This is a genomic window from Streptomyces sp. NPDC039430, assembly GCF_055639435.1.
The window spans coordinates 57,006-73,987 of sequence record NZ_JBVKAK010000002.1 but is presented as its reverse complement, the minus strand read 5'-3'; the positions used below and the strand labels follow the sequence as shown (position 1 = coordinate 73,987).

Here is a 16,982-nt window from a genome sequence, read left to right as displayed (position 1 = left end):
TTCGGTGTAAGTCATAGTCAGTCACCCCGCGTTAGCGGCGCTTCGACTTCCGGTCGTCCTTGACGTGGCCGCGGAAGGTGCGAGTCGGCGAGAACTCGCCGAGCTTGTGGCCGACCATGGACTCGGTGACGAACACCGGGACATGGATCTTGCCGTTGTGCACCGCGATCGTGTGGCCCAGCATGGCCGGGACGATCATCGAGCGACGGGACCAGGTCTTGATGACGTTCTTGGTGCCTGCTTCGTTCTGGACGTCCACCTTCTTGATCAGGTGGTCGTCGACGAAGGGCCCCTTCTTGAGACTGCGCGGCATCTAAACCCGCTCCTAGCGCTTCTTGTTCGTCTTGCGGCGGCGGACGATGTACTTGCTGCTTGCCTTCTTCGGCGAGCGAGTACGACCCTCCTTCTGACCCCACGGGCTGACCGGGTGGCGTCCACCGGAGGTCTTGCCCTCACCACCACCATGCGGGTGGTCAACCGGGTTCATCGCGACACCGCGGACGGTCGGGCGTACGCCCTTCCAGCGCATACGGCCGGCCTTGCCCCAGTTGATGTTCGACTGCTCGGCGTTGCCGACCTCACCGATGGTGGCGCGGCAGCGGACGTCGACCAGCCGGATCTCACCGGACGGCATACGAAGGTGGGCCATGGAGCCCTCCTTCGCCAGCAGCTGCACGGAGGCACCCGCGGAACGGGCGAACTTCGCGCCGCCGCCGGGCCGCAGCTCGATGGCGTGGATGGTCGTACCGACCGGGATGTTGCGCAGCGCCAGGTTGTTGCCGGGCTTGATGTCGGCGGCCGGACCGTTCTCGACACGCGCGCCCTGCGCCAGGCCACGCGGCGCGATGATGTAGCGCTTCTCGCCGTCCGCGTAGTGCAGCAGCGCGATGCGCGCGGTGCGGTTCGGGTCGTACTCGATGTGCGCGACCTTGGCCGGCACGCCGTCCTTGTCGTGACGACGGAAGTCGATCACGCGGTAGGCGCGCTTGTGTCCACCACCCTGGTGGCGAACGGTCACACGACCGGCGTTGTTACGGCCGCCCTTGCTGTGCAGCGGGCGGACCAGCGACTTCTCCGGCGTGGACCGCGTGATCTCGACAAAGTCGGCGACGCTGGAGCCACGACGGCCCGGGGTCGTCGGCTTGTACTTGCGGATACCCATTGTCTCTCAGTCCTCGGAAGAATTCCGGATCCTGGACGTCTCGACCTCCGTCAGGAGGTCGGGCCGCCGAAGATGTCGATACGGTCGCCCTCAGCGAGGGTCACGATGGCGCGCTTGGTGTTCGCGCGCTTACCGAAACCGGTGCGGGTGCGCTTGCGCTTGCCCTGGCGGTTGATCGTGTTGACCCCGGTGACCTTGACCGAGAAGACCGTTTCCACGGCCTGCTTGATCTGGGTCTTGTTGGCGGTCGGCGACACGATGAACGTGTACTTGTTCTCGTCGAGCAGCGCGTAGCTCTTCTCGGACACCACGGGCTTGACGAGAACGTCACGCGGGTCGTCGAAGGTCTTGCTGGTGATCTCGGCCATCAGGCTTCGCTCCCTTCGGTCTCAGCGGCCTTGGAGGGGCCAGACACGAAAGACTCGAAGGCGGCCTTGGTGAAGACCACGTCGTCGGAGACGAGCACGTCGTACGTGTTCAGCTGGCCCGGCGCCAGGATGTGCACCTGGGGCAGGTTGCGGGCGGACAGCCACGCGGCCTCGTCGGACCTCTCGGCGACCAGGAGCACGTTCTTGCGCTCGCTGATCTTGCCGATCAGGGTCCGGGCGGCCTTGGTGGACACCGCGTCCTCGACCAGGCCGGAAACGACGTGGATACGAGAGTGACGGGCCCGGTCGGTGAGGGCACCGCGCAGGGCGGCGGCCTTCATCTTCTTGGGGGTCCGCTGCGAGTAGTCACGCGGCACGGGGCCGTGGACGACGCCACCACCGGCGAACTGCGGAGCGCGGGTCGAACCCTGACGGGCGCGGCCGGTGCCCTTCTGGCGGTACGGCTTCTTGCCACCGCCACGGACTTCGCCGCGGGTCTTGGTCTTGTGCGTGCCCTGTCGGGCAGCGGCCAGCTGGGCGACAACGACCTGGTGGATCAGCGGAATGCTGACCTTCGCGTCGAAGATCTCCGAAGGGAGTTCGACGGTCCCGGCCTTGTCGCCTGCCGGCGAAAGGATGTCAACGGTGCTCATCAGTTACCTCAGGCCCCCTTGGCCGCGGTACGGACCAGGACGAGGCCGCCGTTCGGACCAGGAACCGCGCCCTTGATCAGGAGCAGGCCCTTCTCCGCGTCAACGGCGTGAACGGTCAGGTTCTGGGTGGTGACCCGCTCGTTGCCCATACGGCCCGCCATGCGGAGGCCCTTGAACACACGGCCCGGGGTGGCGCAGCCACCGATGGAGCCGGGAGAGCGGTGCTTGCGCTGGGTGCCGTGACCGGCGCCGAGGCCCTTGAAGTTGTGACGCTTCATGACACCGGCGAAGCCCTTGCCCTTGCTCTTGCCCGTGACGTCGACCTTGACGCCGGACTCGAACGTGGCGGCGGTGATCTCCTGGCCGAGCGTGTACTCGGCGGCGTCGGAGGTGCGGAGCTCCACCAGGTGGCGGCGGGGGGTCACGTCGGCCTTGGCGAAGTGGCCCTTGAGGGGCTTGTTCACCTTGCGCGGGTCGATCTCGCCGAAGGCGATCTGGACCGACTCGTAGCCGTCGGAGTCATTCGTACGGACCTGGGTAACAACGCAGGGCCCGGCCTTGACGACGGTCACCGGGACGACACGGTTGTTCTCGTCCCAGACCTGGGTCATGCCGAGCTTCTCGCCCAGGACACCCTTGATCTGCTTTGCCATCTCTTCCGCGCCTCTCAGAGCTTGATCTCGATGTCAACGCCGGCCGGAAGGTCCAGGCGCATCAACGAGTCAACGGTCTTGGGCGTCGGGTCGAGGATGTCGATCAGGCGCTTGTGCGTGCGCATCTCGAAGTGCTCGCGCGAGTCCTTGTACTTGTGCGGCGACTTGATGACGCAGTACACGTTCTTCTCAGTGGGCAGCGGCACCGGGCCCGCGACCGACGCACCAGTACGCGTCACCGTCTCGACGATCTTCTTCGCCGAGGAGTCGATGACCTCGTGGTCGTAGGCCTTGAGCCGGATGCGGATCTTCTGTCCCGCCATGGCTGCTTCGTAGTCCTGTCTCTCGTAACGCTCTGGAACCCGGTAGCTCCGCTCCTCGCTCCGACCCACGCGGTCGGGCGTGTCGCATCCTCGCCAATGAAAATCTCCCGAAGGAATTTCCCTGCCAAGGGGTGCGGTCGTACTGACCGCGAGCCAGGGCCGGACCGCGATACGCGATCAGCCACCGGGCGCCTGGCCGGAGCCCCGCTCACGCTTCCCGGAAGATTCCCGTACGTCCGTCCCAGCGCTGCCCCGGAGGGCAGTTGGGACGACGAGTACTGTGGGACTCGCTTCCGGTCCTCCCGGCGGGAGGCGCGCAGCATCGGCACTCAACCGAGCAACCTGAACAGTGTGCCATAGGGGCCCTGGCCCTGGCCAATCGCGGCCGGAAAGGGTACCCCACGCCGGGACGGATGAATCAGCGGACCGGCCCGGGGTTCCGGAAACGGGAGGGCGAGGCGGCGCCGGAAGGCCCCGCGGAGCCGCTGCCAGGGGTCTCCGAACCGTACGAGGGGGCCGGGGCGTGCGGGCCCCGGCCCCCTGTCTCTGCCGCTGTCCCGCCTCTACGGGCTCTACGGGCTCTACGCGCTCTACGGGCCCCTACGGACTACGGGGCCTGCGGGCCTGCGGGGCTCTTACGGGCGGGGCAGTCCGGCGGGCGCGGTGGCCCAGTCCCTGTCGGGCCGGTCCCGCAGCGTGAAGGAGAGCGAACCGCCGGACCGTACGAGCGAGCCGCTGGCCCACGAGGCGTTCCGCCGCTCGCCGTTGACCCGGACCTCGGCCACGTACAGGTTCGCGTCGGACGCCGCCGGGGCCGTGATCGTGAGGTCGCGCCGCTCCCCCGCCCCCGCGATCACCGCGCGCGGGAACAGCGGACCGGTCAGCAGCAGGTCGGCGCGGCCGGGGGCCTGCGGGTAGATACCGAGCGCGGCGAACACGTACCACGCCGACATCGTGCCGAGGTCGTCATTGCCCGGAAGCCCCGCGGGACCGGTCCCGTACACCGTGTCGACGATCTCACGGACGGTCTCCTGGGTCTTCCAGGGCTGTCCGAGCGCGTTGTACAGCCACGGGGCGTGGATGCCGGGCTCGTTGGTGGGGTCGTAGCGCAGCGCGTCACCGCCGCGCACCGACCAGGAGCCGTCGGGCTTGTGGAAGAAGCCGTCCAGCCGGGCCGCCGCGGCGTCACGGCCGCCCATGGCCTCGGCCAGGCCCTGGACGTCCTGCGGCACCATCCAGGTGTACGTCGCCGCGCTGCCCTGCGCGAAGCCCCGGTCGGAGGCCGGGTCGAAGGGGGTGACCCACGTACCGTCCAGGTTCCTGGCCTGGATGTAGCCCGCGCCGGCCGTGGCCTGGGGGTTGAATACGTTCTTCCAGTAGCCGCCCCGCTCGCTCAGCTCCTCGTACTCCCGCTCGCGGCCGAGCTGCCGGGCCCACTGCGCGAGCGCGGCGTCGGCGACGGAGTCCTCCAGGGTCTCGGCGGCGCCGCCCCAGCAGTGGCAGGCGTCCTGCGCGGCGTAGCGCGAGTCGAGGTACTGGGCCAGATTGGGCCGCTGCCCCTCGCACTGGCCGGGGCAGCCCGCGTCGGAGAGCCCGTCCGGGTGCGGGACCGTGGCCTGCCGGTAGAGGGAGTCGAAGGCGCCCTCGGTGTCGAAGTTCCGTACCCCCATGGCGTAGAAGGTCGCCAGCGTCGCGGCCGTCGGGTCGCCCGTCATCACATGCGTCGCGCCGCTGATGTGCACCCAGCGGTCCCAGACCCCGTCGTTCTGCTTGGCGAAGTTGAACAGCGACTGGGCGAAGTCACCGGCGACCCGAGGTTCGAGCAGGGCGAGCAGCTGCACCTGGGCGCGGTACTGGTCCCAGCCCGAGAAGTTGCTGTACTGCGCCCCCTGGCCACGCTCCACGCGCCGTGTGACGCGGTCCATGCCGGAGTAGCGGCCGTCGCGGTCACTGATCAGGTTGGGCTGCTGGAGCGCGTGATAGAGCGCGGTGTAGAAGGTGGTGCGCTGTGCCTCGCTGCCGCCCCCGATCCGCACGCCGCGCAGCGTACGGTCCCAGGCCGCCCGTCCGGCGTCCGCCACGTCCGCCACGCTCGCGCGGGGCGCTATCTCCCCGCGCAGGTTGGCCTCGGCGCCCGCGAGGGAGACGTACGAGATGCCGAGCCGCATCCGGACATCGTTGTCACGACCCGTGTCGAAGCTGACGTACCCACCGGATCCCCGGCCGGCCCGGTCCGCGCCGGTGGCGTACCCCTCGCCGCCGCCCGCCGTGGTGGAACCGGCGGACAACCGGTCGTCCTGCCAGGTGCCGACGCCGGAGAAGGCGCGGTCGAAGGAGGCGGTGAAGTAGAGGCGGTAGTAGCTGGTGCGGTTGTTCTCCCCGCCATTGGCACGCCGCCCGCAGAACGCCCCGGTCTCCACCCACCCGGTGACCTTGCGCGCCTTCTCGTCGATGGAGATGTGCGCGTCCTCGCTGCCGTTCAGGGAGTTGGAGACCCGGAAGAGCAGGTTGGCGGGCTTGTCGGCGGGGAAGGTGAAGTCGGCGACACCGGCGCGCTCACTGACCGCGAGATCGGTGACGGCCCCCGAGTCCAGCCCCACCCGGTAACGGCCGGGCTCGGCCTTCTCGTCGGCGTGCGAGAAGTTCGCGGCGTACTTCGCGTCCTTGGTGTCGGCGGACGGCGAGGTGTCGACATCACCGACGAACGGCATGATCGGCACGTCCCCCGCGGCCCCCGGATGGCAGCCCGCGCCATTGACATGGGTGAGGCTGAAGCCGCGCAGGCGCGTCGTGACGTACGAGTAGCCGTTGGCCGCGGCGGTATTGGTCTGGTCGCCGGCGGTGCTGGTCGGGGACCAGGCGATCATGCCGAACGGCAGATTGGCGCCGGGGTACGTATTACCGCCGTTGGTGGACCCGATGAGCGGATCGACGTACGCCACGGGGTGCCGTACCGCCCCGGCCGCCGACGCTCCGCCGGACGACGCCGCGCCGGCGGTGGTACCGACGGCGAGCGACGCGACGAGCCCCGCCAGAGCCGTGACCACACCCCCGCCCCGCAGCGCGGACCGGCTCCGGTACCGGCCCCGCCGCCACTCTCTCTTCCGCTCCTTCTTCCACAACGCTTCCATCGCGCACACGCCCTCTCCCGCACTGCCGCGCCCATTGAGACCGCTGCGACCCTAGGAGCGCCCGGCGGCCCAGCCCCGTGCGACGGAAAGCACAGCCGATGAAGCTTGCGTGAACCGGCCTGCCGGCAAGCACGCACGGCGCCGGGGCCCGCGCCGTGGACAGCCGCGGGGACTGCGGTCCCGGCGACCTGCCGATCGGATTGACATTGCGTTCGGTAATCGCGTCGCGACAGACTACGCACCATGGCCAAGGGTGGGGACCACATGTCAGAGGCTGGGCAGACTCAGGCCCGGCGGGAGTTCGCGGTTCTGCTGGGCGAGTTCCGGCGTGCGGCGGTGCTGGTGCCGTTGGACGCGGCGGGGGATCTGTGGTCGGCGGAGTGGGGCGGGGTCCGGTGGATCTGCGCGTTCTCGCATGAAGAGGCGCTGTCCGTGTTCGCCCACGCGCAGGGCGCGGCCGGGCGCGCGTGGTCGTACCAGCGGGTGCTGGGGGCCAGGCTGCTGGACGCGATGGTGCCGGCCCTGGAGGTTCCGGCGGGGGTGGCGCTGGACGCGGGCAGCGCGGACGGGGCGTTGTTCCCACCGGTGGCGGGGGTCGTGCCGGACGCGGCTGTGGTCGGCCCAGGAGGCACGGTATGAGCGGGGAGCAGTCGGACCTGGCGGTACCGCCGGAGGCACTCGCGCTGATCGCACGGGGTATCGACAAGGCACACGCGGAGCTGAAGGACCTCGGGATGATCGGCGAGGCGTCCATGGGGCGCGGTTTTTCCGATCTGGCCCTGTCGGGGGTGGAGTTGGGGCACGACGGGCTCGCGGCGGAGTTCACGACGTTCTGTGAGCGCTGGGAGTGGGGCGTGCGGGCCCTGATGGGGCGAGGGAACGGCTTCGCGCGCGGGGTGGGCCTGTCGGCCGGGGCGTTTCATGAGCAGGACCAGTACGTCAAGGACACGATCAAGATCGTGGCGAACGGGTCGAACGGGAATCCGCATCTGAGCGAGGACGAGGTCAGGGGCATGACCTGGGACGAGATCCGCCTCCAGTCGCCCACCGACGGTGCCGACTGGAACCGGGAGTCGTTCTCGCAGGCGCACGGCGAGGTGAAGCAGCTCTGGCGGGACACCGCCTACGACGTGGAGGACGGGGCGCTCGACTCGCTCGGTAACTCCGGTCTGCTCGCACCGGAGGTACGGGAGGTGCTGGACGAGGAGATGCGGGAGACGCTCGACCCGTCGGACGAAGCGATCCAGCGGGCCGAGCAGCCGACCTGGGCGGACCGCTGATGGTGGACTGGGGTGAGCTGGCCGACAAAGGGCTCGGCAAGCTGGAGGACGGGGTCGAGTGGGGCAAGGAAAAGGCCGGCCAGGGCATCGACTGGGCGACCGACAGGGCCGGTGACGGTCTTGAGCGCCTGGGCCAGGACGCGATGGCGGACGCCGTCGAGGACTGGGGAGACCGAACCGCTTCCTCGCTCGGCGCGAAGGTCGGTGAGCGGCAGCTCGGGCAGAGCGAGGAGGCCGATGAGCTGGTCCACGGCAATACGGGCCGTATCAGCGCGAGTGTGCAGAATCTTCGGGACTTCAGGACGGCGTTCGACCTCGTCGGCCAGGGCATGAAGAGCCTGGACTCCGGCCACTGGAAGGGCGAGGCTGCCGAAGCGTTCCGCGACAAGTTCCAGACGCTGCCGACGGACTGGCTACGGGCCGCGGACGCGTTCGAGGACGCGGCCAAGGCGCTGGAGACGTACGCGACGACGGTCGCCTGGGCGCAGAGCAGGGCCGGGGAGGCGATCGCGCTCTACAAGAAGGGCGAAGCGGCCTCGAAAACGGCGATCGACACGTACAACGAGAAGGTCGACGCGTACAACGCCGCGCGCGACAGCCCGGACCCGCCGCCCAGACCGGGCGCCTTCACCGACCCGGGCGAGGCCCAGCGGGCACGCGCACGGGAGATCCTGGCGGAGGCCCGCCGTCAGCGCGACGGGGCGGCCGGCACCGCGAGGACGACGGTCACCGCGGCCTTGGCCCACGCCCCGGCCGAGCCGTCCGCCAGCGACCGGGCCCGGCTCGATCTGGCCGACTACGGCGGCGGCCAGGCCGTGGAGCTGACTCACTTCGCGGGCGGCGTCGTGAAGGGCACGGTGGGCCTCACCAACTTCGTCCGCTCGGTCAACCCACTCGACCCGTACAACCTCACGCACCCGGCCGAGTACTACAAGAACATCAACATGACGCTGACCGGCCTGGCCTCCACAGCCGCCCACCCGGACCGCGCGCTGAAGGGCGCGTGGGAGGCGGCCAAGGGCGACCCCAGCGAATTCATCGGCCGTCTCGTACCCGAACTCATCGGGACGAAGGGCGCGGGCGGCATCAAGAGCCTTGCCCGCGCCGGAATGAGGAACGGAGTGAGGGACGGCGTCAAGGAAGGCGCGGGAAGCTCGCTCGACAATCTGGCGAGCAGAGGTTCCGGGGTCCACATTCCTGGGTTTGATGAAGTGAAGAAAGCCGTCATCGAGAGCAATCCACAGCCACTGTCACACAAATGGCCCGACACCGATGGGCGCTACTACGCGAGCCGAGTGCTGAAAGGCGGCAGACCCGACGGCGAAAGCGTCTTGGCCGGCCACGGCTACTTGGAGTTCGACGCAGGGGAAACCGTCGTCCCACCGGGCACGAGCATCTCGTTCTATGTACCCCACGGGGAAAGAATCCCCGGACTCAACGGGGTCGCCGTAGAAGGAGGCTCGTATCCTGGAGCAGCCGTAGAGAAATTCGGACCAGGAGACAAGATTCCGAACTATACACTTGCGCCACCGGAAGCAAAGGGAGCCGGCGGGTTCACCGTCTACGAGAATTCCACAACGGTGGCCCGCCGGACCCAACTCGGCGACCTCCTCGAATCAGGTATGGGCAATGTACACTGGGCCGCCTGCCGTGAGCTTCAATAATAGATTACTCACTACGGGAGCATAACGAGAATGTGGGCGAACCAGTGAGCGTCGACTCGCACGACGCAACGTCGTGGGTACTGACGGCCGTGGCTCTTATCGTGAAGAAAAGCGACCTCGACCCGAATTCGGTCACGGAGCGACTGGCGTTGCAGCCGTCAGCCGTGCGGATGCCGGGAGTCGACCGATGGAACCCCGAGGGGAGCGCTGCGGGGCAGTGGCGCCTCCAATGCGACGAGCACACCACCAGAGTGTTTTCGGAGCAGCTTGACACAATCCTCCGGGCAGCCGAGGGATGCGCCGGGACTCTCGCGATGCTGAGAGCAGAGGGATGCGACGTCACGATCACCGTGAGAGGTTTCGCCGACAACGACTCCCAGGTCTCTTTCTCGGCGGACGAGATGACGAGAGCCTCCCGCCTGAAAATTCCCCTGAAAATAATCCCGAGCCTCAATGCCCGATAGGTGCGACACAGAAGGAGGACGCCATGAATGCGGCCGGGTCGTGGGAGTCTGTGAATGTTTCACTGGCCATCACGAAAAAGGATGTTTCCGTCGACTTCGTCAATAGCACTCTCGGACTCGACGACGATCGATCAGATCGTGGAGCCAGGATTTATTCGGGGCCGCACTGGTGGGCATACACCTACGCCGAAGAGTCCACAGGGGACCTGGAAGCGATGGCGATTTCTCTGGCGCACGACATCCGGCCCCTCCGGGACAAGGTCGACACGCTTCTACGGACGGGCCATTCGGTCCAGGTGGCCATCGCGGGAACAGTGGAGACCGGGGACCAGCTGCTCCTCTCCCCCACCGCCCTTGAGCACCTGGCGTCCTTGGCTCTCCCGGTCTCCTTTACCAGCCTCACCCCTTCGGGTGCCCAGGAAGAAGACCCGTTGAGTTGGCTCGAAGAAGGCTGACACCTCGGTTTCGAGCGGAGCGTCTTCTTCGAGTTCTTCGAGCGGAGCGTCTTCGCGGTCCCCGGGTGAGGGGACAAAACACAGGGGCCCCGCGCCGCCGTCCTCGCGGACGGGGTGCGGGGCCCCTGTTGGATGCTCCGGGGAGCTACCAGGTCAGATCAGCGATTACTTGTTGATCTTGGTGACCTGGCCGGCGCCGACGGTCCGGCCACCCTCACGGATGGCGAACTTGAGGCCCTCCTCCATGGCGACGGGCTGGATCAGCTCGACCGTCATGACGGTGTTGTCGCCCGGCATGACCATCTCGGTGCCCTCGGGGAGGGTCACCACGCCGGTCACGTCCGTGGTACGGAAGTAGAACTGCGGGCGGTAGTTGTTGAAGAAGGGGGTGTGACGGCCACCCTCGTCCTTCGACAGGATGTAGGCCTGGGCCTCGAAGCTGGTGTGCGGCGTGACCGAACCCGGCTTGATGATGACCTGGCCGCGCTCGACGTCCTCGCGCTTGATGCCACGGAGGAGCAGACCGACATTCTCGCCGGCCTGGCCCTCGTCGAGCAGCTTGCGGAACATCTCGATGCCGGTGACCGTGGTGGTGGTCTTCTCGGTCTTGATACCGACGATGTCGACGGTCTCGTTGACCTTCAGGACACCACGCTCGATACGACCGGTGACGACGGTGCCACGACCGGTGATCGTGAAGACGTCCTCGATCGGCATCAGGAACGGCTTGTCGACGTCGCGCTCGGGCTGCGGGATGGACTCGTCAACGGCCTTCATCAGGTCGAGAACGGTCTTGCCCCACTCGGCGTCGCCCTCAAGGGCCTTGAGCGCCGAGACCTTGACGACCGGCAGGTCGTCGCCCGGGAACTCGTACTCGGAGAGCAGCTCGCGGACCTCGAGCTCGACGAGCTCAAGGATCTCCTCGTCGTCCACCATGTCGGCCTTGTTCAGGGCGACAACGATGTACGGAACGCCGACCTGGCGGGCCAGGAGCACGTGCTCCTTGGTCTGCGGCATCGGGCCGTCGGTGGCGGCGACCACGAGGATGGCGCCGTCCATCTGCGCCGCACCCGTGATCATGTTCTTGATGTAGTCCGCGTGACCCGGGCAGTCGACGTGCGCGTAGTGACGCGACTCCGTCTGGTACTCGACGTGCGCGATGGAGATGGTGATACCGCGCTGGCGCTCCTCAGGAGCCTTGTCGATCTGGTCGAAGGCCGAGGCCTCGTTCAGGTCCGGGTACGCGTCATGCAGCACCTTGGTAATGGCGGCCGTGAGGGTCGTCTTACCGTGGTCGATGTGACCGATGGTGCCGATGTTGACGTGCGGCTTAGTCCGCTCGAACTTCGCCTTCGCCACTGGGGTCCTCCTGGAGTGGTTCTGTACGCCTTACTCATCGGCGCCAGGTGATCTTTGCTGGGATGCCGGCCCCCGGGGCGGCCCCGCCATGATCTGGTGGATCCGGCGGAACTGCCCCGGGACGTGCCGGTGACAAGCCTAAAGCGTGGACTCGGAAGAGTTACTCGCCCTTGGCCTTCGCGATGATCTCCTCGGCGACGTTCCGGGGAACCTCGGCGTAGGAGTCGAACTGCATCGAGTAGCTTGCGCGACCCGAGGTCTTGCTGCGGAGGTCTCCGACGTAGCCGAACATCTCCGACAGCGGCACCAGGCCCTTGACGACCTTGGCGTTGGCCCGGTCCTCCATGGCCTGGATCTGGCCACGCCGGGAGTTGATGTCACCGATGACATCGCCCATGTAGTCCTCGGGCGTGGTCACCTCGACGGACATCATCGGCTCAAGGAGCACCGGAGACGCCCTGCGGGCACCTTCCTTGAACGCCTGCGAACCGGCGATCTTGAAGGCCAGCTCCGAGGAGTCGACCTCGTGGTAGCCACCGTCGAGCAGCGTGATGCGGACACCGGTCATCTCGTAACCCGCGAGGATGCCGAACTGCATGGCCTCCTGCGCGCCGGCGTCCACCGAAGGGATGTACTCCTTCGGGATACGGCCACCGGTGACCTTGTTCACGAACTCGTACGAGGTGTCGCCACCCTCGATGGGCTCGATCATGATCTGCACCTTGGCGAACTGCCCGGTGCCACCGGTCTGCTTCTTGTGCGTGAAGTCCACACGCTCGACGGTCTTGCGGATCGTCTCACGGTAGGCGACCTGCGGCTTGCCGACGTTCGCCTCGACCTTGAACTCACGCCGCATACGGTCGACCAGCACCTCAAGGTGGAGCTCGCCCATACCGCCGATGACGGTCTGGCCGGTCTCCTCGTTGCTGTGCACCTGGAAGGAGGGGTCCTCCTCCGCGAGACTCTGGATGGCTACACCCAGCTTCTCCTGGTCACCCTTGGACTTGGGCTCGATCGCGACCTCGATGACCGGTGCCGGGAAGTCCATGGACTCCAGGATGACCGGGCTCTTCTCGTCGCACAGCGTCTCACCGGTGGTGGTCTGCTTCAGGCCCATGACGGCGACGATGTCGCCGGCGCCCACCGACTCGATCTCCTCACGCTTGTTCGCGTGCATACGGTAGATCTTGCCGATGCGCTCCTTGCGGCCCTTCACCGAGTTCAGCACCGCGGTGCCGGACTCCAGCCTGCCGGAGTACACACGGACGAAGGTGAGCTTGCCGAGGTGCGGGTCCCTCATGATCTTGAAGGCCAGCGCGGACAGCGGCTCGTCGACGGAGGGCTTGCGCTTGACAACCAGCTCGGGGTCCTTCACGTCGTGGCCCTCGATGGCCTCGACGTCGAGCGGGGTCGGCAGGTAGCGCACGACCGCGTCGAGCAGGGGCTGGACGCCCTTGTTCTTGAACGCGGTACCGCAGAACACCGGGGTGACGGTGGTGCCGTCCGACTTGCCGGAGGCGATGGTGATACGGCGGATCGCCGCGTACAGCTGCTCCACGGTGGGCTCGGTGCCCTCCAGGTACAGCTCCATCAGCTCGTCGTCGTTCTCCGAGACGGTCTCCAGCAGCGTGCCGCGCCACTCCTCGGCCGCCTCGACGTGCGTGGCCGGGATGTCGACGACGTCGTACATCTCGCCCTTGGCGGCCTCGGCGGACCAGACAAAGGCCTTCATCGTCACGAGGTCGACGACGCCCTTGAAGTCGGCCTCGGCACCGATCGGAAGCTGCATGACGATCGGAACCGCGCCGAGGCGGTCCTTGATCATGTCGACACAGCGGTGGAACTCGGCACCGGTCCGGTCGAGCTTGTTCACGAAGCAGATACGGGGCACACCGTAACGGTCGGCCTGCCGCCATACCGTCTCGGACTGCGGCTCCACACCGGCGACACCGTCGAACACGGTGACGGCACCGTCGAGGACGCGGAGCGAACGCTCCACCTCGACCGTGAAGTCCACGTGACCCGGGGTGTCGATGATGTTGATGGTGTGGTCGACGTCGTCGAGCGGCCAGTGACAGGTCGTCGCGGCGGACGTGATGGTGATGCCGCGCTCCTGCTCCTGCTCCATCCAGTCCATCGTGGCAGCGCCGTCGTGGACCTCACCGATCTTGTAGCTCACACCGGTGTAGAACAGGATGCGCTCGGTGGTCGTCGTCTTGCCCGCGTCGATGTGGGCCATGATCCCGATGTTGCGGACCTTGGCCAGGTCAAGCGAAGTGGTGGCCATAAGGCTCAATCTTCTCTCGGTCTCGATGTGGGTAGCGACTACCAGCGGTAGTGCGCGAAGGCCTTGTTGGACTCGGCCATCTTGTGCGTGTCCTCACGCTTCTTGACCGAGGCGCCGAGACCGTTGGAGGCGTCGAGCAGCTCGTTCATGAGGCGTTCGGTCATCGTCTTCTCGCGACGGGCGCGGGAGTAACCCACGACCCAGCGCAGGGCGAGGGTGGCGGCGCGACCGGGCTTGACCTCGATCGGCACCTGGTAGGTGGCGCCACCGACACGGCGGGACTTGACCTCAAGCGTGGGCTTGACGTTCTCAAGCGCGCGCTTCAGCGTGATGACCGGGTCGTTGCCGGTCTTCTCGCGGAGGCCTTCCATGGCGCCGTACACGATCCGCTCGGCGGTGGAACGCTTGCCGTTGAGCAGAAGCTTGTTGATCAGCGACGTGACAAGAGGAGAACCGTAGACCGGGTCGATGATGACCGGGCGCTTCGGGGCGGGGCCCTTACGAGGCATTCTTACTTCTCCTTCTTGGCGCCGTAGCGGCTGCGGGCCTGCTTGCGGTTCTTGACGCCCTGGGTGTCAAGGGAGCCGCGGATGATCTTGTAGCGAACACCCGGCAGGTCCTTCACACGGCCACCACGCACGAGCACGATCGAGTGCTCCTGCAGGTTGTGTCCCTCACCCGGAATGTAGGCCGTGACCTCGATGCCGGAGGTCAGACGCACACGCGCGACCTTACGGAGGGCCGAGTTCGGCTTCTTCGGGGTGGTCGTGAAGACACGCGTGCAGACGCCGCGGCGCTGAGGGGAACCCTCAAGTGCGGGCGTCTTGTTCTTCTCGACCTTGTCCTGCCGGCCCTTCCGGACCAGCTGCTGGATCGTAGGCACTACTTCTCCGGTTTCTGTGTGCCGTTAGTGAAACTAACCTGGAACACCTCCGACCCACGCGGTCGGGTGTGTCGAATACTGCACAGCCTCACCCGGGGGCGAGGAGGGGGCAGATTACGGTGGCCGGTGCTCAAGCTCGCGTGCGGTTGAGGACACGCACAGGAGCCCAGGCACACCCCAGGCACAAGGTCTGAGCGTACCTACCTCATGGACTCCGGTCAAAACAAATGCCGGGGCCCCCGACACGCCGGACGTCCTCCTGGTGAACGGCGGGCGACGGGGGCGCGACGCGGCTCATTGGAGCAGGTCGTCGCCGGGGGGCCGGGAACGGTCGCGCCGGGTGCGGCGGGGCGGGGGAAGCGTGGGGATGGTCGGCACCTTCGAGCTGCGTCTCTTGTGGACGAAGGCGGGTTTGACGGACTCGGTGGGCGGGGCGGGCGGAGTGGGCGGGCGCTGTTCGGTACCCGGGGTGGTGCGCGGGGCGGTGCGCGGGTCGCCGGTACGCGGGTCGCCGGTACGCGGGGGGACGTGCGGGGCGGGGCGCGGACCGGCTTCGGGGGCCGCGGGGCCGCCCCGCCGGTCCGGGTGGTCGTGTGCCGGATCCCCCTGCGGGCGCTCATGCGGGCGCTCATGCGGGCGTTCCCGCAGGCTTTCCTGCGGGCTTTCCCGCGGGCTCTCCTGCGGGCGTTCCTGCGGGAACGGGATCACCGCGGCCTGTCCTGGCGTGCGCCCGACGAGCCGCAGACGTCCGGCCCTGGCGACGGCCCGCGCCTGCTCCAGCGCCGATTCGTACTGATCGGCCGCGTCCCGCCAGCCGCTCGCGTACGCCCTCAGCTCCCGGCGTTCGATCTCCTCGCGCAGGAGTACGACGAGCTCCTCGGGCGCATGGTCTTCGAGGGACCGGCCGAGGGAGTCGAGGAGCGCCCGGAGATCTCCCGGGGGTGGGATCAGCGGCCCGCCGGCCCGGATCCTGTCGTCCTTGGCGATGGGCAGGGACGACCGGGGAGGCTCGTCGTCCTCTGCCGCGCGCGTCTCCTCGTCACGTCCCATGGCCTCCCATCCCGCCCATTCCGCCCATGGCGTCGGGGCGGCACAGCCCAGGCACAGCCGCTCAGCCCCGCGTTACCGCCGACGAACCCTCACAAAGAGGTATTCCACCTGCACATCCGTAGGTGCGGGGACAGGCCATGACAGTTTATCGGGCACATTCGGTAACGGGCCGGTCAGAAGCGGTCAGTCCGAGGCGAGCGGGATTCGCTCGTCCGGGCCGGTGGCGGCCGCGGCCGGCGCGTTCGCGGGCAGGAACTGTCCGGCGACCCTGACGAACATGTCCCGCTGCTCGACCGGAACGCCGAGGGCGATCGCCGCCTCCTCCAGCGTGAGCGTGCGTGACGCGGAACCCGTGGCGGACTCCCCGGCGGGCGCGGCGTACAGCGGATCGGGGAGCGGAAGATCCTCCTCCGTCAGCCTTCCCGACCTGATCAGCATCTCGCGCACCGGGACCTGAAGAACGTGCGCCAGCCGCCGGGTGGTCTCCAGGTCCGGCATGCTCTGCCGCTGGAGCAGCCTGGTGATGGCGGCCCGGTGCACACCCGCCTCATCGGCGAGGCGGGACTTGCCCCCGCCACGAGGGCTGTCGATGTCGAAGCCACGCCGACGTATCAGCTCTTCGACCCAGGTGGCGAACTGCTTGAGTTCGCTGGAAGTCATGGGTGGTCGCCTCCCTCCGAAGCGGGTAACAGGCTACCGCGCTTGCGCGCACAGAATTACGGCCTTCGTCTGTGCCAGTTGTGAGGGTTCTGTTCCCGCCATCACCCTGTCACGCCTGCGCCACCCCCGTGTCACCGGGGACACGGGGACCACCGCGGGGAATTATTGGTTGCGCGCTCGCTCGCAACATGTAAGTCTGCACCCTCGCCCGGCGCATCTATGCCACCCGGCCTGCGCCGACTCTGCCGACTGGAGCGCCGCCATGCCCGCACTCTCCGTACCACCGCGCCGGACACCGGAGTTAGCCGACTGGCGAGCTGCCGCCGCCTGCTCCGGTCTTCCTCCGCGGATCGTCTTCGCCCGGCACGCGTCGACGGCCGGACCCGCTCTCCGCGCCTGTGCGCGCTGCCCCGTGGTGCGGGAGTGCGAGGAGGCGGTGGCCCCCGCGGCGAGCTGGTTCGACGGAGTCAGCGCCGGACGGCTGTGGCGCAACGGTCGCCCCGTCGCGCTCGGCCGACAGCGAAACCGGCGGCAGGACCGGCGGCAGGACCGGCGGCAGAAGCAGAAGGGGACGAAGCGCTGATGGAGGA

At 67.8% G+C, this 16,982-nt stretch carries 19 protein-coding genes; 6 read left to right on the top strand and 13 right to left on the bottom strand.

Going from position 1 to position 16,982, the window contains the following annotated elements; genetic code table 11:
- Positions 1-31: 31 nt before the first annotated feature.
- From rpsS to ACZ7LS_RS05240, 7 genes are all read right to left on the bottom strand, one after another.
- Entirely contained in the window at positions 32-313 is a 282-nt protein-coding gene (rpsS, locus tag ACZ7LS_RS05270; RefSeq protein ID WP_030351437.1) for a 30S ribosomal protein S19, read from the bottom strand.
- Positions 314-325: 12 nt separating this feature from the next.
- Positions 326-1,162 (bottom strand): 50S ribosomal protein L2, encoded by an 837-nt coding sequence (gene rplB / locus ACZ7LS_RS05265; protein WP_129770859.1) that lies wholly within the window; start codon positions 1,160-1,162, stop codon positions 326-328.
- Positions 1,163-1,212: 50 nt separating this feature from the next.
- The gene (rplW, locus tag ACZ7LS_RS05260; RefSeq protein WP_382520405.1) at positions 1,213-1,530 is read right to left on the bottom strand and encodes a 50S ribosomal protein L23; all 318 of its coding nucleotides are present in this window, start codon (positions 1,528-1,530) and stop codon (positions 1,213-1,215) included.
- Positions 1,530-2,183 carry a 50S ribosomal protein L4 gene (gene rplD, locus ACZ7LS_RS05255; RefSeq protein WP_129770861.1) on the bottom strand — a complete coding sequence of 218 codons (654 nt, stop codon included), beginning with the start codon at positions 2,181-2,183 and terminating at the stop codon, positions 1,530-1,532. The genes rplW and rplD overlap by 1 nt, the downstream gene beginning before the upstream one ends.
- Positions 2,184-2,191: 8 nt before the next feature.
- Positions 2,192-2,836, bottom strand: a complete 645-nt coding sequence (rplC, locus tag ACZ7LS_RS05250; RefSeq protein WP_030351433.1) for a 50S ribosomal protein L3 — start codon at positions 2,834-2,836, stop codon at positions 2,192-2,194.
- Positions 2,837-2,850: 14 nt separating this feature from the next.
- Positions 2,851-3,159 (bottom strand): 30S ribosomal protein S10, encoded by a 309-nt coding sequence (rpsJ, locus tag ACZ7LS_RS05245; RefSeq protein ID WP_003948644.1) that lies wholly within the window; start codon positions 3,157-3,159, stop codon positions 2,851-2,853.
- A 635-nt stretch (positions 3,160-3,794) separates the two neighbouring features.
- A complete protein-coding gene (locus tag ACZ7LS_RS05240) occupies positions 3,795-6,290 on the bottom strand; it encodes a GH92 family glycosyl hydrolase (RefSeq protein WP_385131924.1) in 2,496 nt (831 codons plus the stop codon).
- A 243-nt stretch (positions 6,291-6,533) separates the two neighbouring features.
- Between ACZ7LS_RS05240 and ACZ7LS_RS05235 the strand changes: the two genes are divergently transcribed.
- Genes ACZ7LS_RS05235 through ACZ7LS_RS05215 form a run of 5 tightly spaced genes read left to right on the top strand, consistent with a single transcriptional unit; the run spans position 6,534 to position 10,153 of the window.
- Positions 6,534-6,929 carry an SseB family protein gene (locus ACZ7LS_RS05235; protein WP_382520403.1) on the top strand — a complete coding sequence of 132 codons (396 nt, stop codon included), beginning with the start codon at positions 6,534-6,536 and terminating at the stop codon, positions 6,927-6,929.
- A complete protein-coding gene (locus ACZ7LS_RS05230) occupies positions 6,926-7,570 on the top strand; it encodes a hypothetical protein (protein WP_382520401.1) in 645 nt (214 codons plus the stop codon). The genes ACZ7LS_RS05235 and ACZ7LS_RS05230 overlap by 4 nt, the downstream gene beginning before the upstream one ends.
- Entirely contained in the window at positions 7,570-9,234 is a 1,665-nt protein-coding gene (locus ACZ7LS_RS05225) for a WXG100 family type VII secretion target (RefSeq protein WP_385131757.1), read from the top strand. The genes ACZ7LS_RS05230 and ACZ7LS_RS05225 overlap by 1 nt, the downstream gene beginning before the upstream one ends.
- Positions 9,235-9,278: 44 nt before the next feature.
- Positions 9,279-9,698, top strand: a complete 420-nt coding sequence (locus tag ACZ7LS_RS05220; protein WP_382520398.1) for a DUF4279 domain-containing protein — start codon at positions 9,279-9,281, stop codon at positions 9,696-9,698.
- Between the two features lie 23 nt (positions 9,699-9,721).
- On the top strand, positions 9,722-10,153 hold the full coding sequence (locus ACZ7LS_RS05215; RefSeq protein ID WP_382520396.1) for a hypothetical protein: 432 nt from the start codon (positions 9,722-9,724) through the stop codon (positions 10,151-10,153).
- A 165-nt stretch (positions 10,154-10,318) separates the two neighbouring features.
- On the opposite strand, the gene tuf is transcribed toward ACZ7LS_RS05215, so the two are convergent.
- From tuf to ACZ7LS_RS05185, 6 genes are all read right to left on the bottom strand, one after another.
- Positions 10,319-11,512 (bottom strand): elongation factor Tu, encoded by a 1,194-nt coding sequence (tuf, locus tag ACZ7LS_RS05210; protein ID WP_129770864.1) that lies wholly within the window; start codon positions 11,510-11,512, stop codon positions 10,319-10,321.
- A 160-nt stretch (positions 11,513-11,672) separates the two neighbouring features.
- The gene (gene fusA / locus ACZ7LS_RS05205) at positions 11,673-13,799 is read right to left on the bottom strand and encodes an elongation factor G (protein WP_356515659.1); all 2,127 of its coding nucleotides are present in this window, start codon (positions 13,797-13,799) and stop codon (positions 11,673-11,675) included.
- Between the two features lie 38 nt (positions 13,800-13,837).
- Positions 13,838-14,308, bottom strand: a complete 471-nt coding sequence (rpsG, locus tag ACZ7LS_RS05200; RefSeq protein WP_030351427.1) for a 30S ribosomal protein S7 — start codon at positions 14,306-14,308, stop codon at positions 13,838-13,840.
- A 2-nt stretch (positions 14,309-14,310) separates the two neighbouring features.
- Positions 14,311-14,682, bottom strand: a complete 372-nt coding sequence (gene rpsL, locus ACZ7LS_RS05195; RefSeq protein ID WP_003948652.1) for a 30S ribosomal protein S12 — start codon at positions 14,680-14,682, stop codon at positions 14,311-14,313.
- Positions 14,683-14,976: 294 nt separating this feature from the next.
- Entirely contained in the window at positions 14,977-15,732 is a 756-nt protein-coding gene (locus tag ACZ7LS_RS05190; RefSeq protein WP_385131752.1) for a hypothetical protein, read from the bottom strand.
- 183 nt (positions 15,733-15,915) lie between these two features.
- Positions 15,916-16,392 carry a helix-turn-helix domain-containing protein gene (locus tag ACZ7LS_RS05185; RefSeq protein ID WP_382520392.1) on the bottom strand — a complete coding sequence of 159 codons (477 nt, stop codon included), beginning with the start codon at positions 16,390-16,392 and terminating at the stop codon, positions 15,916-15,918.
- A gap of 262 nt (positions 16,393-16,654) precedes the next feature.
- Between ACZ7LS_RS05185 and ACZ7LS_RS05180 the strand changes: the two genes are divergently transcribed.
- Complete coding sequence (locus ACZ7LS_RS05180; protein ID WP_382872585.1) at positions 16,655-16,975, top strand: WhiB family transcriptional regulator; 321 nt, start codon at positions 16,655-16,657, stop codon at positions 16,973-16,975.
- Positions 16,976-16,982 lie beyond the last annotated feature (7 nt).

What these genes read in the sequence shown, in the direction of transcription:
- rplC (WP_030351433.1), bottom strand. Translation starts at nt 2,836, where the DNA reads ATGGCAAAGCAGATCAAGGGTGTCCTGGGCGAGAAGCTCGGCATGACC.
- ACZ7LS_RS05180 (WP_382872585.1), top strand. Translation starts at nt 16,655, where the DNA reads ATGCCCGCACTCTCCGTACCACCGCGCCGGACACCGGAGTTAGCCGAC.
- rpsG (WP_030351427.1), bottom strand. Translation starts at nt 14,308, where the DNA reads ATGCCTCGTAAGGGCCCCGCCCCGAAGCGCCCGGTCATCATCGACCCG.
- rplB (WP_129770859.1), bottom strand. Translation starts at nt 1,162, where the DNA reads ATGGGTATCCGCAAGTACAAGCCGACGACCCCGGGCCGTCGTGGCTCC.
- rpsS (WP_030351437.1), bottom strand. Translation starts at nt 313, where the DNA reads ATGCCGCGCAGTCTCAAGAAGGGGCCCTTCGTCGACGACCACCTGATC.
- rpsJ (WP_003948644.1), bottom strand. Translation starts at nt 3,159, where the DNA reads ATGGCGGGACAGAAGATCCGCATCCGGCTCAAGGCCTACGACCACGAG.
- fusA (WP_356515659.1), bottom strand. Translation starts at nt 13,799, where the DNA reads ATGGCCACCACTTCGCTTGACCTGGCCAAGGTCCGCAACATCGGGATC.
- ACZ7LS_RS05235 (WP_382520403.1), top strand. Translation starts at nt 6,534, where the DNA reads ATGGCCAAGGGTGGGGACCACATGTCAGAGGCTGGGCAGACTCAGGCC.
- rplW (WP_382520405.1), bottom strand. Translation starts at nt 1,530, where the DNA reads ATGGCCGAGATCACCAGCAAGACCTTCGACGACCCGCGTGACGTTCTC.
- ACZ7LS_RS05185 (WP_382520392.1), bottom strand. Translation starts at nt 16,392, where the DNA reads ATGACTTCCAGCGAACTCAAGCAGTTCGCCACCTGGGTCGAAGAGCTG.
- ACZ7LS_RS05215 (WP_382520396.1), top strand. Translation starts at nt 9,722, where the DNA reads ATGAATGCGGCCGGGTCGTGGGAGTCTGTGAATGTTTCACTGGCCATC.
- ACZ7LS_RS05240 (WP_385131924.1), bottom strand. Translation starts at nt 6,290, where the DNA reads ATGGAAGCGTTGTGGAAGAAGGAGCGGAAGAGAGAGTGGCGGCGGGGC.
- ACZ7LS_RS05230 (WP_382520401.1), top strand. Translation starts at nt 6,926, where the DNA reads ATGAGCGGGGAGCAGTCGGACCTGGCGGTACCGCCGGAGGCACTCGCG.
- ACZ7LS_RS05225 (WP_385131757.1), top strand. Translation starts at nt 7,570, where the DNA reads ATGGTGGACTGGGGTGAGCTGGCCGACAAAGGGCTCGGCAAGCTGGAG.
- rplD (WP_129770861.1), bottom strand. Translation starts at nt 2,183, where the DNA reads ATGAGCACCGTTGACATCCTTTCGCCGGCAGGCGACAAGGCCGGGACC.
- ACZ7LS_RS05190 (WP_385131752.1), bottom strand. Translation starts at nt 15,732, where the DNA reads ATGGGACGTGACGAGGAGACGCGCGCGGCAGAGGACGACGAGCCTCCC.